This is a genomic window from Desulfotignum balticum DSM 7044 (assembly GCF_000421285.1).
GTDB lineage: Bacteria > Desulfobacterota > Desulfobacteria > Desulfobacterales > Desulfobacteraceae > Desulfotignum > Desulfotignum balticum.
The window spans coordinates 504,043-520,734 of record NZ_ATWO01000001.1; the positions used below are offsets into that span (position 1 = coordinate 504,043).

15 protein-coding genes are annotated in these 16,692 nt (G+C 56.4%); 10 read left to right on the forward strand and 5 right to left on the reverse strand.

What is annotated here, in order from left to right; genetic code table 11:
- Positions 1-29: 29 nt before the first annotated feature.
- The gene (locus K365_RS0102715; protein WP_024333400.1) at positions 30-308 is read left to right on the forward strand and encodes a helix-turn-helix domain-containing protein; all 279 of its coding nucleotides are present in this window, start codon (positions 30-32) and stop codon (positions 306-308) included.
- Here the strand turns inward: K365_RS0102715 and K365_RS29295 are convergent.
- From K365_RS29295 to K365_RS28620, 5 genes are all read right to left on the reverse strand, one after another.
- Complete coding sequence (locus tag K365_RS29295) at positions 286-618, reverse strand: ATP-binding protein (protein ID WP_084489716.1); 333 nt, start codon at positions 616-618, stop codon at positions 286-288. The genes K365_RS0102715 and K365_RS29295 overlap by 23 nt on opposite strands.
- A complete protein-coding gene (locus tag K365_RS0102725) occupies positions 546-851 on the reverse strand; it encodes a hydrogenase maturation protease (RefSeq protein WP_024333402.1) in 306 nt (101 codons plus the stop codon). The genes K365_RS29295 and K365_RS0102725 overlap by 73 nt, the downstream gene beginning before the upstream one ends.
- A gap of 85 nt (positions 852-936) precedes the next feature.
- A complete protein-coding gene (locus tag K365_RS0102730) occupies positions 937-2,004 on the reverse strand; it encodes a nickel-dependent hydrogenase large subunit (protein WP_024333403.1) in 1,068 nt (355 codons plus the stop codon).
- An 83-nt stretch (positions 2,005-2,087) separates the two neighbouring features.
- A complete protein-coding gene (locus K365_RS25515) occupies positions 2,088-2,798 on the reverse strand; it encodes a hydrogenase small subunit (RefSeq protein ID WP_245569130.1) in 711 nt (236 codons plus the stop codon).
- Positions 2,761-2,907: a hypothetical protein gene (locus K365_RS28620; RefSeq protein WP_245569131.1), complete on the reverse strand. Its 147-nt coding sequence runs from the start codon at positions 2,905-2,907 to the stop codon at positions 2,761-2,763. The genes K365_RS25515 and K365_RS28620 overlap by 38 nt, the downstream gene beginning before the upstream one ends.
- 500 nt (positions 2,908-3,407) lie before the next feature.
- Here K365_RS28620 and K365_RS0102740 point away from each other — a divergent pair, with 500 nt between their 5' ends.
- The 9 genes from K365_RS0102740 to K365_RS0102780 all read left to right on the forward strand — a co-directional run bounded on the left by K365_RS0102740 (position 3,408) and on the right by K365_RS0102780 (position 16,674).
- Positions 3,408-4,691: a (Fe-S)-binding protein gene (locus tag K365_RS0102740; protein WP_084489717.1), complete on the forward strand. Its 1,284-nt coding sequence runs from the start codon at positions 3,408-3,410 to the stop codon at positions 4,689-4,691.
- 17 nt (positions 4,692-4,708) lie between these two features.
- Positions 4,709-7,762 carry an FAD-dependent oxidoreductase gene (locus K365_RS0102745; RefSeq protein ID WP_029724893.1) on the forward strand — a complete coding sequence of 1,018 codons (3,054 nt, stop codon included), beginning with the start codon at positions 4,709-4,711 and terminating at the stop codon, positions 7,760-7,762.
- Positions 7,763-7,777: 15 nt separating this feature from the next.
- Positions 7,778-8,209: a hydrogenase iron-sulfur subunit gene (locus tag K365_RS0102750; RefSeq protein ID WP_024333406.1), complete on the forward strand. Its 432-nt coding sequence runs from the start codon at positions 7,778-7,780 to the stop codon at positions 8,207-8,209.
- Positions 8,209-9,162, forward strand: a complete 954-nt coding sequence (locus tag K365_RS0102755) for a 4Fe-4S binding protein (protein ID WP_024333407.1) — start codon at positions 8,209-8,211, stop codon at positions 9,160-9,162. Before K365_RS0102750 ends, K365_RS0102755 begins: the two co-directional genes overlap by 1 nt.
- Positions 9,163-9,218: 56 nt before the next feature.
- Positions 9,219-10,253, forward strand: coding sequence for a 4Fe-4S dicluster domain-containing protein (locus tag K365_RS0102760; protein ID WP_024333408.1), 1,035 nt, complete (start codon positions 9,219-9,221; stop codon positions 10,251-10,253).
- Positions 10,250-11,095 carry an FAD/NAD(P)-binding protein gene (locus K365_RS0102765; RefSeq protein WP_024333409.1) on the forward strand — a complete coding sequence of 282 codons (846 nt, stop codon included), beginning with the start codon at positions 10,250-10,252 and terminating at the stop codon, positions 11,093-11,095. Before K365_RS0102760 ends, K365_RS0102765 begins: the two co-directional genes overlap by 4 nt.
- Positions 11,096-11,248: 153 nt before the next feature.
- A complete protein-coding gene (locus K365_RS0102770) occupies positions 11,249-11,566 on the forward strand; it encodes an IscA/HesB family protein (RefSeq protein ID WP_006964147.1) in 318 nt (105 codons plus the stop codon).
- 13 nt (positions 11,567-11,579) lie between these two features.
- Positions 11,580-12,077, forward strand: a complete 498-nt coding sequence (locus K365_RS0102775; protein WP_024333410.1) for a hypothetical protein — start codon at positions 11,580-11,582, stop codon at positions 12,075-12,077.
- A 142-nt stretch (positions 12,078-12,219) separates the two neighbouring features.
- Positions 12,220-16,674 (forward strand): FAD-dependent oxidoreductase, encoded by a 4,455-nt coding sequence (locus K365_RS0102780; protein ID WP_024333411.1) that lies wholly within the window; start codon positions 12,220-12,222, stop codon positions 16,672-16,674.
- The last annotated feature ends 18 nt before the right edge of the window (positions 16,675-16,692 follow it).

Here is a 16,692-nt window from a genome sequence, read left to right on the forward strand (position 1 = left end):
CAGTTACAGGAAGAAAGGAAACGTTTGCCATGAATAAGAAATACAAAAATGTTTTTAACGCTCTGGAAAAAGATCCGGCTGTTGCTAAAAACCTGTTTATCAGAAGCCGGTTAATGATAGAAATCCGCGAATATATTCAGAAAAATAAACTGACACAGAAAGAAGCCAGCATTAAAACAGGTGTGACACAACCCCGTATCAGTGATCTTATGAGAGGAAAAATCGATCTGTTTACCATCGATACCCTGGTATCCATGCTTGAAAAATTAGGCATTGATGTTGATGTCACATTGACGCGGGCGGCATGACGTTGAAGGTCATTTCGACTGGTAACGCCCAATATGCTTTTTTTTGCATTGCAGAAACGACTCCGGCACTGAAGCGCTGGGACGACAGAGGCGCCTGGATGATATGGGTATGATACCATCCCGTCCTTTTCAGGATATCAAGGTAATCGTCTATGAGGATGCCGCCGTTATATTTTTCCTCTATTGCCGGCGTATTCTGAAAATACCGATAGTCTGCCCCGAATTTGGGCACAAAGGTTACGGCTTCCACAGGACAGACAGATACACACAGGCCGCAGCCGATGCACCGGTCCAGGTAATACTGCCCCATGCGGGTGCTGACGGTCCGGGCCGGCCGTGGTTGATGACGGTATCCACCACAATGAGGCGGCCAGCCTGGGAGATGATCCCTAAAAGGTTGATCCCCAGAACCCCACCGTCCACTATGGAGACATTGTCGGAAAAGTCATAGCCCTGTGACAGGGCTTCCACCACACGGATGCCCACCCCGTCATCCTGGTACAGGATGTTTCCCACTCCCAGCACGGTGATATTATCTGTCATAAGTTCAAATCTTTTTTTGTATGGGTCTGTGTCAATGTATCCGGTGCCGGCACCGGATGTCCGCGATCGGTTCAGATGATCAGTGTCAGATAACCCGGACCTTGTATGTTTCATTGGTGTGGGGATCGATCACATGGATGGCACAGGCAATGCATGGGTCATAGGAATGGACCGTGCGCAGGATCTCCAGAGGCTGTTTGGGATCCGCCACGGGGGTGCCGATCAGGGAATTTTCCACCGGCCCTTTCTGGTTTTGCGCATCCCTGGGTCCTAAATTCCAGGTGGAGGGAACCACATACTGGTAATTTTTGATCATGCCCTTGTCGATTTCGATCCAGTGGCCCAAAGCCCCTCTCGGGACATCATTGAGCCCGTATCCCATGCCCGTGTCCGGCATGGTCCAGGGCTGGTAGATCTCTTTATCCCCTCTGGCGATATTGGTCCGCAGTTCATCAATCCAGGTTTCCATGGCATTGCCCACCACAGCGGTTTCAATCCCTCTGGCAGCGGTCCTGCCCAGCGTGGAGAACAACGCCTCCGTGCCCACGCCCAGAGTGGAAAGGACATGGTCCACCAGCTGTTTCACATCTTTCTGACCCCGGGTGTAGGCCACCAGGTTCCGGGCCATGGGACCCACCTCTGCGGATCTGCCGTCATACCGGGGGGCTTTGATCCAGGAGTACTTGTCATCCGTGTTATATGTGACCTCCGCCGGTATGGGTTTGGTTTCACCCTGATAGGGATGTCTGGATTCTCCGGGTTCATACCAGCCCCGGGTGACATCTTCGGTGATCAGATTCGTGTCCAGGGGTTTGGGTGTAAGGTCCCCCATCAGGACCCCGCCGGGCAGCAGCAGGTCATCGTCCACGCCTTTGCGGGGAAAATCCCCATACGCCAGATAGGTGGTGTTGTTGCAGGCCGCTTCCACGGCCCTGGCCGATGACAGGGCGTGGACATAGGTGCACACCCCGCAGGACCGCTGGACAAAATGGTGGGCATCCCTGGGATCGCGGCCCTTGAGCATCATTTCTATGCCCCGGAACATCTGGCCTGAACTCCAGGCATCTTTGACCCGGCAGTTCTCCACCTCCACTTCAATGCGTAAATGCCCCTCTATTCTGGTAATGGGATCAATAAGGATTCGTTGGCCCATAATCATTTTCCTTTCTTTTGGTATCAGGCTTCATACCCGATTTTTTGTTCTGTGATCTGTTTTTGTTCTCCGGTGAGCTGTCATCAGGTCTCTTCGTAAAACGGGGTCATGTTATCCCAGAAACCGGGTTCACTGCACCCGATGCAGGGATGCCCCGCCTGGATGGGAAAACTGGTGCTGTCATTGAATTTTGCGGTAGGACAATTATTATAGGTTTCCGGGCCTTTGCATCCCAGATCGAGAAGGCAGTATCCCATTTCCACCTCTTTGGACCCAAATTCCGTGGCAAACTCGAAATTTTCATAATGTTTCAGCCGGGGACACCGGTCGTGAACGCTTTCGCCATAGGCAAACAACGGCCTGCCGTATCCGTCCATTTCCATGGGTTCATTGTTCAGGTATTTGAGAATGGTGCCTAAGAGGTTCAAAGGATTCATGGGGCAGCCCGGCAGGTTGATGGCCGGCGCGCCGATGGCATCGGTCACCCCTTTGTATCCCCCGGGGTTGGGGGCGGCGGCAGACACCCCGCCGTATGAAGCACAGGAGCCGATGGCAATGGTGACAGCGGCATGGGGGATGACGTCCCAGGCGATATCCAGAAAGGTTCTGCCCCCGACTTTGCCGTAGGCCCCGTTATGGGCCGTGGCAATGGCCCCTTCCACCACACAGACAAATTTGCCGTCATATTGTTTGACGGCATTGTGCAGGTTTTGCTCTGCCTGATGTCCGGAGGCTGCCATGATGGTTTCATGGTATTCAACGGAAATGGTTTCCAGGATGATCCCCCCCCACATCCGAGGTCCGCAAAAAAGTTTCCGAACACCCGGTGCATTCGCTGAAGTGGAGCCAGATAACGGGCGGCCGCTGGGCCGCTGCTGCCTCGATCTGCTGGTCTGTTTTCATGGCACCTCCATTCGTTGTCGGGTTGTTGCACAATGCTGCAGATGGTTTTTCATACGCCCGGATGGTTTTGAAATCAAATTGATTGATCAAATGAACATCACAGATATTATAGCTTTTATCTATGATAGGGATAGATCTGGTCAGGAAAGGAAAAATTGAATCAAACAGATTGTATTTGATAAATCTATGAGAAAAATACAATACATTAATATTATCAATTTGCCAAAATCCATGATTTTTACTAATAACACCAGGAAAAAACACGGATTGCTTCCCTGAAACCGAAGCGGTCCGGCCCATAACCCTGAAATGAGGAAGAAAACCATGCGGTATTATCCCGGCAGACAATGAGTGAATGAGAACAGCGCTGCCCGTGTTCGGCAGCCGCTGAATGTTCCCGGGAAAAAAGGGGGGACCGTGACCTGACGGCGGATAAATCCTTTCCTTTGATTCCGGGTGATGTGTGACCATTAAAATGATCACCCTGTGGAGGGAAAGATATGATGCCGGAAGTAATTCAATTGACCCGTTCTTCCAACGGGATCAGCGACAAAGTCAAAGAACTCATCCCCGACGGCAATCTGTCGGCCTGCCTGACCTGCGGTACCTGCACCAGTGGCTGTCCTGCCACGGGTCTGATGGATATGGATCCCAGAAAATTTCTGCGCATGGCGGTTTTCGGCCTGGACCGGGAACTGGAACGTCATCCCTGGGTATGGGTCTGCACCATGTGCAATCGCTGCTATGATGCCTGTCCCATGAAACTCAACATTCCCCAGCTCATCTTTTACCTGCGGTCCCAGTGGCCCAGGGAAGAACGGCCCAAAGGCATCCTGGGGTCCTGCGACCACCATGTGCGCTCCCGGGGCGGGGCCATGGGCGTGCCTTTGGAAGACTTTCAGTTCACGGTGGAAGATGTGGCTGAAGAGTGCCGGGAGCAGGAGGGGTTTGAAGAGCTTACCGTGGACCTGGACCGGGAAGGGGCCTATTTCGCTTTGAACCAGAACTCCCGGGAACCCGTGACCGAGCCGGATGAGCTCATGCCGTTGTGGAAGATCCTTCACAAGGTCGGGGCGGACTGGACCTATTATTCCGATATGTGGGGGGGAGAAAACTACTGCATGTTCCTGGCCGATGATGCATCCTGGGAAAAGATCGTCCGGGCACAGGCCGAACATATCGACAAATTGGGCTGCAAGGTGTTTCTCAATACGGAATGCGGCCACTCCTTTTTTGCGGTCTGGTCCGGTCTCCAGCGGTTCAATATCCCCCATAAATTTGAATTCAGAAGCATTGTGGAATATTACGCCAAATGGATCCGGGAGGGAAAACTGCCCGTCGCATCCGGCTGGAATACGACCGGTATCAAATTCACGGTCCAGGATCCCTGCAATGTGGTGAGAAAATCGCTGGGAGACCGGTTTGCCGATGACCTGCGGTATGTGGTCAAACAGGTGGTGGGGGAAGATAATTTTGTGGACATGGCGCCCGCCAAATCCAACAACTTCTGCTGCGGCGGCGGGGGCGGGGCCCTCCAGGCCGGGTACACGGATGAACGCAGACAATATGGCAAAACCAAGTTCGATCAGATCCAGGCCACGGGGGCCAATTATGTGGTGACACCCTGTCACAACTGCCATGCCCAGATCGAAGATATGGCCCATGCCCATGGCGGTGACTATTACACGGTGCATCTGTGGACCCTGATCTGCCTGTCCATGGGCATTCTGGGTGAAAACGAGCGGACCTATCTGGGACCGGACCTGGCCGAATACGGGCTTTGACACAAAGGAGAGATTCTATGGGTACTCCCATTTTAAATACATCCGATTCCCCGGTGGGCGCGGTCCTGGTGGCCGGCGGCGGTATTGCCGGCATCCAGGCGGCCCTGGACCTGGCGGATTCCGGATTTTTCGTTTACCTGGTGGAGCAGGGTCCGGCCATCGGCGGGGTCATGGCCCAGCTGGACAAGACTTTTCCCACCAATGATTGTTCCATGTGCATCATGTCCCCCAAACTGGTGGAGGTGGGACGGCACATCAATATCGAACTGGTCACCCTTGCCACGATTCAGGATATACAGGGGCAAAAAGGCAATTTTTCTGTTGAAATCTTTCAGAAGGCCCGGTACGTGGACCTGGATAAATGTGTGGGCTGCGGGGCCTGTGCGGAAAAATGCCCTAAAAAAGTGGCGGACGTCTACAACCAGGGGCTGGATAAGCGAAAAGCCGTCTATGTCCCCTATGCCCAGGCCGTTCCCCTCAAATATGTCATCGATCCGGTCCACTGCATCAAGCTGACCAAAGACAGGTGCGGCATTTGCGAAAAAGTGTGCCCCGCCGGTGCCGTCAATTTCAATGATACCGATAAAACCCTTACCCTGCAGGTGGGGGCAGTGATCCTGGCCCCGGGGTTTGAGGCGTACCATCCCGGTGATTCGCCGATATACGGCTGGCACCAGCTCAAGGATGTGGTGACCTCCCTGGAATTTGAACGGCTGCTGTCGGCATCCGGTCCGAAAAAAGGTCATGTCACCCGGCTGTCCGACGGGGCCGAACCCCGTCACATCGCCTGGCTGCAATGCGTGGGCTCCCGGGACATCAACCGGTGCGACAATGCCCACTGTTCGTCTGTGTGCTGTATGTACGCCATCAAGCAGGCCATCATTGCCAAGGAACATGATCCCTCCCTGGCATGCACCATCTTCTACATGGACATGCGTACCCACGGCAAGGGGTTTGAGGCCTGCTTCAACGAGGCAAGGGACAAGCACGGCATCCGGTTTGTCCGGTGCCGGGTCCATTCCGTGTACCAGGCCCCGGACAAACCCTGCCCCACCCTGGATTATTTCGACGACGAGGCCGGCGCAGCGGCCCAGACCGATGCCGACCTGGTGGTACTGTCCGTGGGCATGCAGATCGATGCAGAAACCCGGGCCTTTGCCCAAAAAATCGGCATCGATCTCACGGCATCCGGTTTCTGTAACACCCATTCTTTTTCCCCCACCACCACCTCCCGGGACGGCATCTATGTGTGCGGTGCATTCCAGGGTCCCAAGGACATTCCCCAGTCCGTGATCGAGGCGGGATCTGCGGCCCTGTGTGCCGGTACGGCCGTTTCCAAAAGCCGGGGCACATTGGTAAAAACCGTGGAAAAAGTTCCCGAGCGGGACGTGACCGGCGAGGTGCCGCGCATCGGCGTGTTTGTCTGTCACTGCGGCATCAACATCAGCGGTGTGGTGGATGTGGGGGCGGTGAGAGATTTTGCCGCTGCCCTGCCGTTTGTGGCATTTGCCGATGACAACCTGTACTCCTGTTCCCAGGATGCCCAGGAGATCATCACCGGCATTATCCGGGACAAAGGGCTGAACCGGGTGGTGGTGGCCGCATGCAGTCCCAGAACCCATGAACCCCTGTTCCAGGAGACCCTGGCCCAGGCCGGATTGAACAAGTATCTGTTTGAAATGGTGAATATCCGGAACCACAACTCCTGGGTCCACAAGGATGACCCGGAGGCGGCCACAAAAAAGGCCATGGAAAGTGTGGCCATGGCCGTGGCCAAGGTGGCCCTGTTCACCCCGCTCAAAGAGGAAAGCCTGTCCGTGGACAAGGACCTGCTGGTGGTGGGGGGCGGGATCTCCGGCATGAGTGCGGCCCTGTCCATGGCAGATCAGGGATTTGACGTCACCCTGGTGGAAAAACAACATTGTCTGGGAGGCCAGGCCAACCGGATTTTGCAGACCGCCACGGGTGCGGATGTGCAGACCGGTCTGGAAGCGCTGCAAAGACGGGTGCTGGACCATGACCGGATCCGGACACATCTGGAAAGTACCCTGGCCGGGGTGAACGGATTTGTGGGCAATTTCGAATCCCGGATCACCGGTCCGGCAGGGGATATCACCGTCCGGCACGGGGCAGTAGTGATTGCCACGGGCGCAAAAGAATTTCAGCCGGATGAATATCTGTACAATAAGTCCCCCCGGGTGATCACCGGACTTTCCCTGGATGAGAAAATCATGCAGAACGATGACCTGGTGACCACGGCAAAAACCGCCGTGTTCATCCAGTGCGTGGGGTCCAGGGAGCCGGACCGGCCCTATTGTTCCCGGATCTGCTGTACCCATTCCATTGCATCGGCCCTGCACCTCAAAGAGATGAACCCGCAGATGGATGTATATATCCTGTACCGGGATATCCGCACCTACGGGGAAAAAGAGCGGCTCTACCAGGAAGCCCGGGAAAAAGGGGTGGTGTTCATCCGGTACAGTGTAGACAACAAACCGGATGTGACCCGGGAAAAAGACGGCCTGACCGTAACGGTCATGGACCATGTGCTCCGGCAGCCGGTCCGGATTCCGGCGGACCTGGTGGTGCTGGCATCGGCAGTGGTGTCCCGGAAAGAGGATGCCCTGGCCAAACTGTTCAAAGTGCCCATGGACAGCGACGGGTTTTTTGCCGAAGCCCATGTCAAGCTGGCCCCTTCCAACTTTGCCGTGGACGGGGTGTTTTTATGCGGCCTGGCCCATTATCCCAAACCCATTGATGAATCCATTGCCCAGGCCCAGGCAGCGGCCGCCGGTGTCAGCCGCCTGTTTGCCAAGCATGAAATCAAGACCCTGGGCAATACCGCACAGGTAAATACCGCCGTTTGCAGCGGCTGCGGGGTTTGTGTGGCCGTGTGTCCCTATAACGCCCCTGAAATGATCCCAGACGGGCGGGATGCGGGAAAGGCCCGGGTCAACCCGGTGCTGTGCAAGGGATGCGGCCTGTGCACCGCCTCCTGCCGGTCCGGTGCCGTGGAATTGATGGGATATAAAGAACAACAGATCATGGCCATGATTGACCATGCCTTTTAAGCGGAGTTTAAGCATATGACTGAATTCGAACCCAGAATCATCACCTTTCTGTGCAACTGGTGCAGCTACGGGGCTGCGGACCTGGCCGGTGTGAGCCGGTTTCAGTACCCGCCCAACATGAGAATCATCCGGATCCCCTGTTCGGGCCGGGTGTCCGTTAAAATGGTGCTCCATGCCATCCGCTGCGGTGCGGACGGCGTCTGGATTTCCGGGTGCCATCCCGGTGACTGCCATTATATTGAAGGCAACTTTTATGCCCGGCGCAAATTTGTTCTGCTCAAAGAGCTGCTGGAATATACCGGGCTGGAACCCGGCCGCCTGCAGTTTTCCTGGATCTCCTCGGCCGAGGGGGTCAAGTTTGCCGAGGTGGCCCAACAGGTGATTGCCGATATCCGGGCCCTGGGGCCGGCCGGAAAACTGGTCAAGCAGCTGCCGGAGGTGGCCTGATGAAGGAGATGGAAACCCGGATCCGGCAGATGGCCAAAGACCTGCTGGCCCAGAAAAAAGTGGACCAGGTGGTGGGATTCTGCCAGGGAAGCCTGGCTGCCGTCACCCGGCCCTTTCTGGCCCGTAACCCAAAAGAGGCGGACCAGCTGGTGTTCAACTGCAACTGCCGCATGAACCTGGCCACATTCGTGCCGGGCCTCAAAGGCCGGACCGGAATCGTGGCCAAGGGATGCGACAGCCGGAACCTGGTCATTCAGATGACTGAAAACCGGGTGAACCGCAAGGATCTGTATATCATCGGGGTTCCCTGTTCCGGCATGGCGGATAAAAACAAACTCCGGGCCGCTGCCGGCGGTTGGGATCTGATCCGCGTGAACGACCGGGGGGAACAGATCGAAGTGGAAACCACGCAAGGAACCACCCATACCCTGTCCCGGCAGGACCTGCTCCAGGACAACTGCGTCACCTGCATCCGGCACAATCCGGTGATCTATGACGCGCTGGCAGGTCCTGAGGTGCCGGAACCGGATCTGCCGGACCGGTTTGCGGATGTGGTTGCTGTCCAGAAAATGGATCCCGGGGAAAAACAGGCGTATTTCCAGCACCTGCTCAAAGACTGCATCCGCTGTTATGCCTGCCGGGATGCCTGTCCCCTGTGTTACTGCCCCACCTGTTTTGTGGATGAATCTTCGCCCCAGTGGGTGGGCAAGACCCCGGACCCGGTGGATGTGACAACCTATCACCTGGTCCGGGCGTTTCATGATGCCGGCCGGTGTACGGACTGCGGGGCGTGCGAGGCTGCCTGTCCCATGAATATCAGGGTCCGGTCCTTTACCCGGAAAACCATCATGGACTGTGTGAATCATTTCGGGGAGGAAGCCGGGTTGAATCCGAATCAGCGGCCGGTTCTGGACAGGTTCCAGGTCAATGACCCCAATGATTTTTTCCGGTAAAATGCCTAAAATTTCCACAAGTAACGGATTATCTATAGCGTGAAGGATTTTCTTCTATGATCATCATCAAAAAAACCGAACTGGCCCGTGCCATGGCCCGGGCACAGGACACCTATATTCTCAGCGGGCCGGTGGAAACCTTCCACGGTCACACTTTCAGACACTTGGAACCCGGTCAGACCCCGGACCTGAGCTACCAACATACATTGGTGTCACCCAAGGCAGTGGTGTTTCCCCCATCCGATCCCCTGTTGACATTTTCCGGGAATGACTGGACAGGGCCGGACCTGGCAGGTTTGCCGCCCCAGGCGGCCGTAGGAATCCGGCCCTATGATGCCAAAGCCCTGCACCTGCTGAAATACAATTTTGACACCCCGGAATACAAAGATCCGTTTTTTCTTTCCCGGTTTGAGAACCTCACCCTGGTGGGGCTGGCGGAAAATCAGCCGGACCCGGCCAATTTCAGTACCAGCTGCGGCACAGGTCCCTTTGACGAGACCGGGCTGGATATGCTGTTGGTGGACCTTGGAGATGCACTGGCGGGCAAAATCCTGACAGACAAGGGTGAGGCCTTTGCCCGGGCCGCCGGGCTGGTCCCCATACCGGCGGAGAAAAAAACGGCCGTTGCCTCAACCATTGCCGAATTGAAAACCCGGGCTGAAAAATCAATGACGTCTCCCCGGGAATTCGGCTCCCTGGACCCTGTTTCCACCCTGGATCTGTATGAGCAGGCGGATTGGGAAGCCCTGGCATTCGGCTGCATCAACTGCAACACCTGCACGTTTGTGTGTCCCACCTGCTGGTGTTTCGACATTCAGGACGAGGCCCGGGGGCAAAAAGGGGTCCGCCTCAAACTATGGGATTCGTGCATGTCTGCCTTGTATTCGGCCCATGCATCCGGCCACAACCCCCGCCAGCAAGGGTGGCAGCGGTTCAGGAACCGGTTTATGCACAAGCTCAAGTATTTTGCCGACAAATACGGGGCCGGTCCCATGTGCGTGGGATGCGGCCGGTGCATCCGGTTATGTCCCGCCGGCATCGATATCCGAACCATTCATCAGGCCTTGAGCCGTCTGGAGGCGGTGACATGAACAACCCGTATGAGCCGTATCCGGTGACCATCAAAGAGATCAAAACCGAAACCGCGGACAGGTCCCTGAAAACCTTTACGTTTGCATTCATTCACCAAGCGGATGAGGCCGCATTTTCCTACCGGTCTGGTCAGTTTGCCATGCTCTCGGTTCCCCGGGTGGGGGAAATTCCCATCGGCATCGCTTCCGCCTCGTCGGAAAAAGGGATCGTCAAATTTACCGTATTCAAAACCGGCAAAGTGACCACGTTTTTACATAACATGAAACAAGGAGATGTCATGGGCATCCGGGGGCCCATGGGAAACGGGTTTCCTCTGGAACAGATGACAAAGAAAAATTTGCTGATCATCGGGGGCGGGTTCGCCTTTACCACCCTGCGGTCGACCATCATTACCCTGATGCAGCCGGATGTCCGGGACCAATACGGCACCATCGATGTGGTATACGGTGCCAGAAATCCCGGCATGCTGCTGTATCAGGACGAACTGGACCAGTGGTGCAGACAGCCGGGGATCAACATGCATATCACGGTGGATGAGACAGATGACCCGGACTGGCCCCATCACACCGGATTTGTTCCTGCGGTGGCAGGCGAATGTGCCCCGGAAAGTACCGGCAATTCAGTGGCCATCGTATGCGGTCCCCCGGTGATGATCAAATTCACCCGGCCGGTTCTGGCGGACCTGGGATACGGGGACGAAAATATTCTCATGAGCCTGGAAAACCGGATGAAATGCGGCATCGGCATGTGCGGCAGGTGCAATATCGGACAGGAACTGGTCTGCAGGGACGGGCCGGTATTTACCCTGGCGTATCTGAACAAAACCCCCGGGGAGTTTTAACTCATCTGCCGGACAAAGATCCGGTAGTAGCTGGAATAACACGCATGCACTGAGACACCACAACAAATGATGAAAATATAAGCAATGAGGCATTCGCTTAAAACTTAAAACTGAACACTTAAAACTTTTATATCAACCAAAAAGGAGACACACATGATTACTGTGACCCAGGCTGCCCGGAAAGAGGTGGCCAAATATTTTGACGGCAAGGAAAAATCACCGGTCCGGCTTTTTATCACATCCGGATGCGGGGGACCATCACTGGCCATGGCATTGGATCAGCCAAAAGAGGCGGATACTGTCTTCACCCAGGGCGATGTGGATTATATCATGGAAACCGAGCTACTGAAAAAGGCCCAGCCCGTGACGGTGGATTATACGGGCATGGGGTTTAATATCTCATCCAGCCTGGAACTGGGAGGCGGGGGATGCAGCTCTTGCGGTACCGGAGGTGGGTGCTGCGGATCATAACAGGAGGACATGCATGCTTGAAACACTGCAAATCCATCCCAGAGTGGAAAAAATCCTGGAACAGATGAAGGCACAGGACAATGCGCCGAAAATTGCGGCAGAACGGGCCGAGGCCATTATCGATGCCCTGAAAAACGGCATCATCATGGCCCGGGCCGGCCGTCTGTCCAAAACCAAGGATGCCCGGATCAGAAGGCTGTTCAAGTATGACCTGGGAAAAGGGTACCGCCTGATCAGCCTCAAGGACAAGTCGTCATTGTACATTCTTTTTGTGGGGTCCCATGACCAGTGTGACACCTGGCTGGATACCAACAGCAAGGGGAAACCCCACCAGACAGAGGTCCCCATGGTCTGTTATGAGATCACGCAAAAGAAACGGCGGCAAAGCGGGCCTGCATCCTTGTCCTTTCCAGACCCGGAGGAAGATCTGTGCGACCGGATGCCCCTGGTTTCCCAGAAGGATCTGCGGGAAGTGTTCAGCGGGCTGGTGAGAAGCGTGCAGGCCCGCTAGGCAGGTCATCTCGGTTCTGACCGGGGAAACCAGACCGGACAAAAGGGTCGATCCGTTTTCAACGGCGGCAGACGTATCTTTGAAGATGAAGAAAGCCAACGGTTGGAAATGTCAACTTTTAGTACCTAAAAGAGGAGGGGCAATGACACAGAAAGAAAAAACCGGGGCAGTGTTGGTGGTTGGCGGCGGGATCGCCGGGATTCAGGCGGCACTGGATCTGGCGGACTCCGGGTTTCTGGTTCATCTGGTGGAACAGGAACCCCAGATCGGCGGGGTCATGGCCCAGCTGGACAAGACCTTTCCCACCAATGACTGCGCCATGTGTGTGATCTCTCCCAAACTGGTGGAAGCGGGCCGTCATCTGAACATCGATCTGCACACCAGAAGCCGGGTGACCGGCATCATGGGTGAGGCTGGCCGGTTTTCCGTAACCCTGGAAGAACAGGCCCGGTTTGTGGATCTGGACAAATGCACGGCCTGCGGCGAGTGTGCCAAGGTTTGTCCGGTGACGGTTCCCAACCGGTTTGACCAGGAACTGGGAAGCCGCAAAGCCATTTATAAACTCTATCCCCAGGGAATGCCCGGGGCCTGGGCCATCGACAAACGGTCCGTAGCCCCGTGCAAAGCCACCTGTCCTGCCCATGTGTCCATCCAGGGGTTCATCGCCCTGATGCAGCAGGAAAAATATGCGGAAGCGCTGAAGCTGTTCAAGCAGGAACATCCGTTTCCCGGGGCCTGCGGCCGGGTCTGTCACCATCCCTGTGAAGCGGTGTGCACCAGAGGCGATGCAGACCAGCCCCTGGCCATCCAGTATCTGCACCGGTTTCTGGCAGACCTGGATTTTGAACAACAATCTCCCTGGATTCCGGAAATTGCAGAAAAAAGAGAAGAAAAAGTGGCCATTATTGGATCCGGCCCGGCCGGACTTACGGCAGCCTATTACCTGGCCCAGAAGGGTTACGGGGTGACGGTGTATGAAAAACTGCCGGTAAAAGGCGGCATGATGGCGGTGGGTATTCCAGAATACCGGCTGCCGAAAGCGGAACTGGAAAAAGAGATTGCCGTGATCGAAGCCCTGGGGGTTACGATCAAGACCGGGGTGGCATTCGGCACGGACATCACCCTGGACAGCCTGAAAAAAGACGGATTTGCATCGGTGTTCATGGCCACGGGCCTGCACGGTTCCCGTTCTCTGGGTGTCCAAGGAGAAGACCTGAAAGGGGTTCTGGCCGGCACCACATTTCTGCGGGATGCTGCCATGGGCAGGGCGGACAAACTGTCCGGCAAAACCATTGTCATCGGCGGTGGCAACGTGGCCGTGGATGTGGCACTCACCGCCCGGCGCCTGGGATCCGACGATGTCACCATGGTGTGCCTGGAAAAAAGAGAAGAGATGCCGGCCTGGGATTATGAGATCGAAGAGGCCCTGGAGGAAAAGGTCAATATCGTGAACAGCAAGGGGCCGTTGCGGTTCTACGGTGATGAGGACGGTAAGGTCACGGAAGTCTCCTTCCAGGAATGCACATCGGTATTTGACGAAAACGGCCGGTTCAATCCCCGGTACGATGACTGCCGGCTGATCACCCATGAAGCAGATACCGTGATCGTGGCCATCGGCCAGATGGGAGAGACTGAATTTGCCAAAGACCAGGGCATCGCCCTGACCCTGCCGGGCGGGTATGAAGCGGACCCGGTGACCCTGCAGACCCCTGTTGAATGGGTGTTTGCCGGCGGGGATGCATTTTACGGTCCCAAATCCGTGGTGGATGCAGTGGCATCGGGAAAGACTGCGGCGGAAAGCATTCACCGGTTTATCAACGGCCTGGATTTGGCCGAAGGCCGTGAAAAATCCTGGGATTTTGAAAAACCGGAAATAGACAATGTGCCGCAGATCCAGCGGATCACGCCGGAAAAACTGCCCGTGGCACAAAGAGAGGGCAATTTCAAGGAGGTGACCCGGGCCCTGGCCAAAGAATTGATCGACCGGGAAGCGGCCCGGTGTCTGTCCTGCGGCATTTGCTCCGAGTGCTACCAGTGTGTGGACGCCTGTCTGGCCGGGGCGGTGGACCATACCATGGCCACCCGGACCGTTTCTCTGGATGTGGGGGCAGTGATCCTGGCACCGGGATTCAAGGCGTTTGATCCGTCTGCACTGGCCCATCTCAACTATACGGGCAACCCCAATGTGGTCACCTCCCTGGAATTTGAACGGATTCTGTCTGCATCCGGACCGTTCCAGGGACATCTGGTGCGGCCCTCGGACCTTCGGGAACCTCAAAAGATCGCCTGGCTCCAGTGTGTGGGGTCCAGGGACGAAAACCCGTGCAGTCACGGGTATTGTTCCTCGGTATGCTGCATGATCGCCGCCAAACAGACCGTTATTGCCAAGGAACATAGTCCCCGGCCTCTGGATACGGCCGTATTTTTCATGGATATGCGGACCCACGGCAAGGAATTCGAGCGCTATTACCAGCGGGCGGAACAGGAAAAAGGGGTCCGGTTCATCCGGTCCCGGGTCCATACTGTGGAATGCGATGCAGATCAGAATCCGGTGTTGAAATATATGACAGAAGAGGGGGGCCTTGAGACGGAAACATTCGATATGGTGGTACTTTCCGTGGGCCTTGAAACCACGGAACAGACCCGTGAACTGGCGGAAAATCTGGGGATCGATGTCAATGCCCACGGGTTTGCTCGTACATCCGACCTGTCTCCTGTGGCCACCAGCCGCAGCGGTATTTTTGTCTGCGGGGTGTTCCAGGGACCCAAGGACATTCCCCAGTCCGTGATGGAGGCTTCGGCTGCGGCCGCCGGTGCGGCCGCTGACCTGGCACCGGCCCGGGGCAGCCTGACCCGGACCCGGGAACTGCCGCCGGAGCAGGATTTTTCCGGTCAGCTGCCCCGGGTGGGGGTGTTTGTGTGCAACTGCGGCATCAACATCGGCGGGGTGGCGGATGTGCCGGCGGTGCGCGAATTTGCCCGGACCCTGCCCCATGTGGTGCATGTGGAGGACAATCTTTTCACCTGTTCCCAGGACACCCAGGACAAGATGAAAGCGGTGATTGCCGAGCACGGCATCAACCGGGTAGTGGTGGCGTCCTGCTCCCCCCGGACCCATGAACCGTTGTTCCAGGAAACCATCCGGGAGGCGGGATTGAACAAGTATCTGTTTGAGATGGCCAATATCCGGGACCAGAACACCTGGGTGCATATGAACAACCCGGACCAGGCCACGGCCAAGGCCAAAGACCTGGTGGCCATGGCCGTGGCCAGGGCCAATTGTGCCCAGCCCCTTTACCAGATTCCCCTGAATGTCGAAAGATCCCTGCTGGTGGTGGGCGGCGGGGTGGCGGGCATGACCGCGGCCCTGTCAGCCGCCTGCCAGGGATATCCCGTGACCCTGGTTGAGCGGGAAGACACCCTGGGGGGCGTGGCCGGGCACCTGCTGACAACGGTACAGGGAGAACCGGTACCGCCGTTTGTCTCGGACCTGGCGGAAACCCTGTCAAGCCATGACCGGGTCCGGATATACAAAAACAGCGAGGTGGTGGAGACTGCCGGGGTCCTGGGCAATTTTACCACCCGGATCATGACCCGGGCCGATGACGGCAAACCGGTCGCGGTCACGGTCCGGCACGGGGCCACGATCCTGGCCACCGGCGGGAAAGAGTCGGTGCCCGATGAATATGCATACGGCCGTCACCCCCGGGTATATACCCACCTGGATCTGAACCGGGCCATGACAGAACCGGGCCATGGGATCCATGGGGCCAAAACCGTGGTGTTTATCCAGTGCGTGGGATCCAGAAACGACCAGCGCCCCTACTGTTCCCGGATCTGCTGCACAGTGAGTATTAAAAAAGCCCTGATGCTCAAACAGGAGCATCCGGATATGGATATCTATATTCTGTACCGGGATATCCGGACCTATGGCCTGAAAGAAGACCTGTACACCGAGGCCCGGAAAAAAGGGATCCTGTTCATCCGGTATGAACCGGAGGCACCCCCCAGGGTCACCACCCCGGAGGGGCTGGATTCGTCATCCAAAGACCTGAGCCTTCAGGTCACGGTGAAAGAGCGGATTCTCAAGATGGATGTGGCCATATCTGCGGATGCCGTGGTGCTGGCTTCGGCGGTGCTGCCCCATGAAAACAGGGAGCTGTTCGAGCTGTTCAAGGTGCCGGTGAATGCGGACGGGTTTTTGAACGAGGCCCATGCCAAGCTGCGGCCGGTTGATTTTTCGTCCGACGGCATTTTTCTGGCCGGCCTGGCCCATTACCCCAAATCCCTGGATGAAACCATTGCCCAGGCCCAGGCGGCCGTGGCAAGGGCTTCGGTGATTCTTTCCCGGGACCACATACTGGTGGGCGGGGTGGTGGCGGAAAATATCCATCCGGAACAATGCGCCCGGTGCCTGGTCTGTGTGCGGAACTGCCCCTATGACGTTCCCCGGATCAAAGAGGGCCATGCCTGGATCGATCCGGCCCTGTGTCACGGGTGCGGGATATGCGCGGCGGAATGCCCGGCCAAGATACTGACCCTGCACCATTTTACAGACCGGCAGCTTACCGAAAAGTCCCATGCCCTGTTTGCCTGACATTAAAAAAAGGAGGCT

What these genes read in the sequence shown, in the direction of transcription:
- K365_RS0102740 (WP_084489717.1), top strand. Translation starts at nt 3,408, where the DNA reads ATGATGCCGGAAGTAATTCAATTGACCCGTTCTTCCAACGGGATCAGC.
- K365_RS0102760 (WP_024333408.1), top strand. Translation starts at nt 9,219, where the DNA reads ATGATCATCATCAAAAAAACCGAACTGGCCCGTGCCATGGCCCGGGCA.
- K365_RS0102715 (WP_024333400.1), top strand. Translation starts at nt 30, where the DNA reads ATGAATAAGAAATACAAAAATGTTTTTAACGCTCTGGAAAAAGATCCG.
- K365_RS29295 (WP_084489716.1), bottom strand. Translation starts at nt 618, where the DNA reads ATGGGGCAGTATTACCTGGACCGGTGCATCGGCTGCGGCCTGTGTGTA.
- K365_RS0102780 (WP_024333411.1), top strand. Translation starts at nt 12,220, where the DNA reads ATGACACAGAAAGAAAAAACCGGGGCAGTGTTGGTGGTTGGCGGCGGG.
- K365_RS0102730 (WP_024333403.1), bottom strand. Translation starts at nt 2,004, where the DNA reads ATGGGCCAACGAATCCTTATTGATCCCATTACCAGAATAGAGGGGCAT.
- K365_RS0102745 (WP_029724893.1), top strand. Translation starts at nt 4,709, where the DNA reads ATGGGTACTCCCATTTTAAATACATCCGATTCCCCGGTGGGCGCGGTC.
- K365_RS0102750 (WP_024333406.1), top strand. Translation starts at nt 7,778, where the DNA reads ATGACTGAATTCGAACCCAGAATCATCACCTTTCTGTGCAACTGGTGC.
- K365_RS0102765 (WP_024333409.1), top strand. Translation starts at nt 10,250, where the DNA reads ATGAACAACCCGTATGAGCCGTATCCGGTGACCATCAAAGAGATCAAA.
- K365_RS25515 (WP_245569130.1), bottom strand. Translation starts at nt 2,798, where the DNA reads ATGTGGGGGGGGATCATCCTGGAAACCATTTCCGTTGAATACCATGAA.
- K365_RS0102775 (WP_024333410.1), top strand. Translation starts at nt 11,580, where the DNA reads ATGCTTGAAACACTGCAAATCCATCCCAGAGTGGAAAAAATCCTGGAA.
- K365_RS0102770 (WP_006964147.1), top strand. Translation starts at nt 11,249, where the DNA reads ATGATTACTGTGACCCAGGCTGCCCGGAAAGAGGTGGCCAAATATTTT.
- K365_RS28620 (WP_245569131.1), bottom strand. Translation starts at nt 2,907, where the DNA reads ATGAAAACAGACCAGCAGATCGAGGCAGCAGCGGCCCAGCGGCCGCCC.
- K365_RS0102755 (WP_024333407.1), top strand. Translation starts at nt 8,209, where the DNA reads ATGAAGGAGATGGAAACCCGGATCCGGCAGATGGCCAAAGACCTGCTG.
- K365_RS0102725 (WP_024333402.1), bottom strand. Translation starts at nt 851, where the DNA reads ATGACAGATAATATCACCGTGCTGGGAGTGGGAAACATCCTGTACCAG.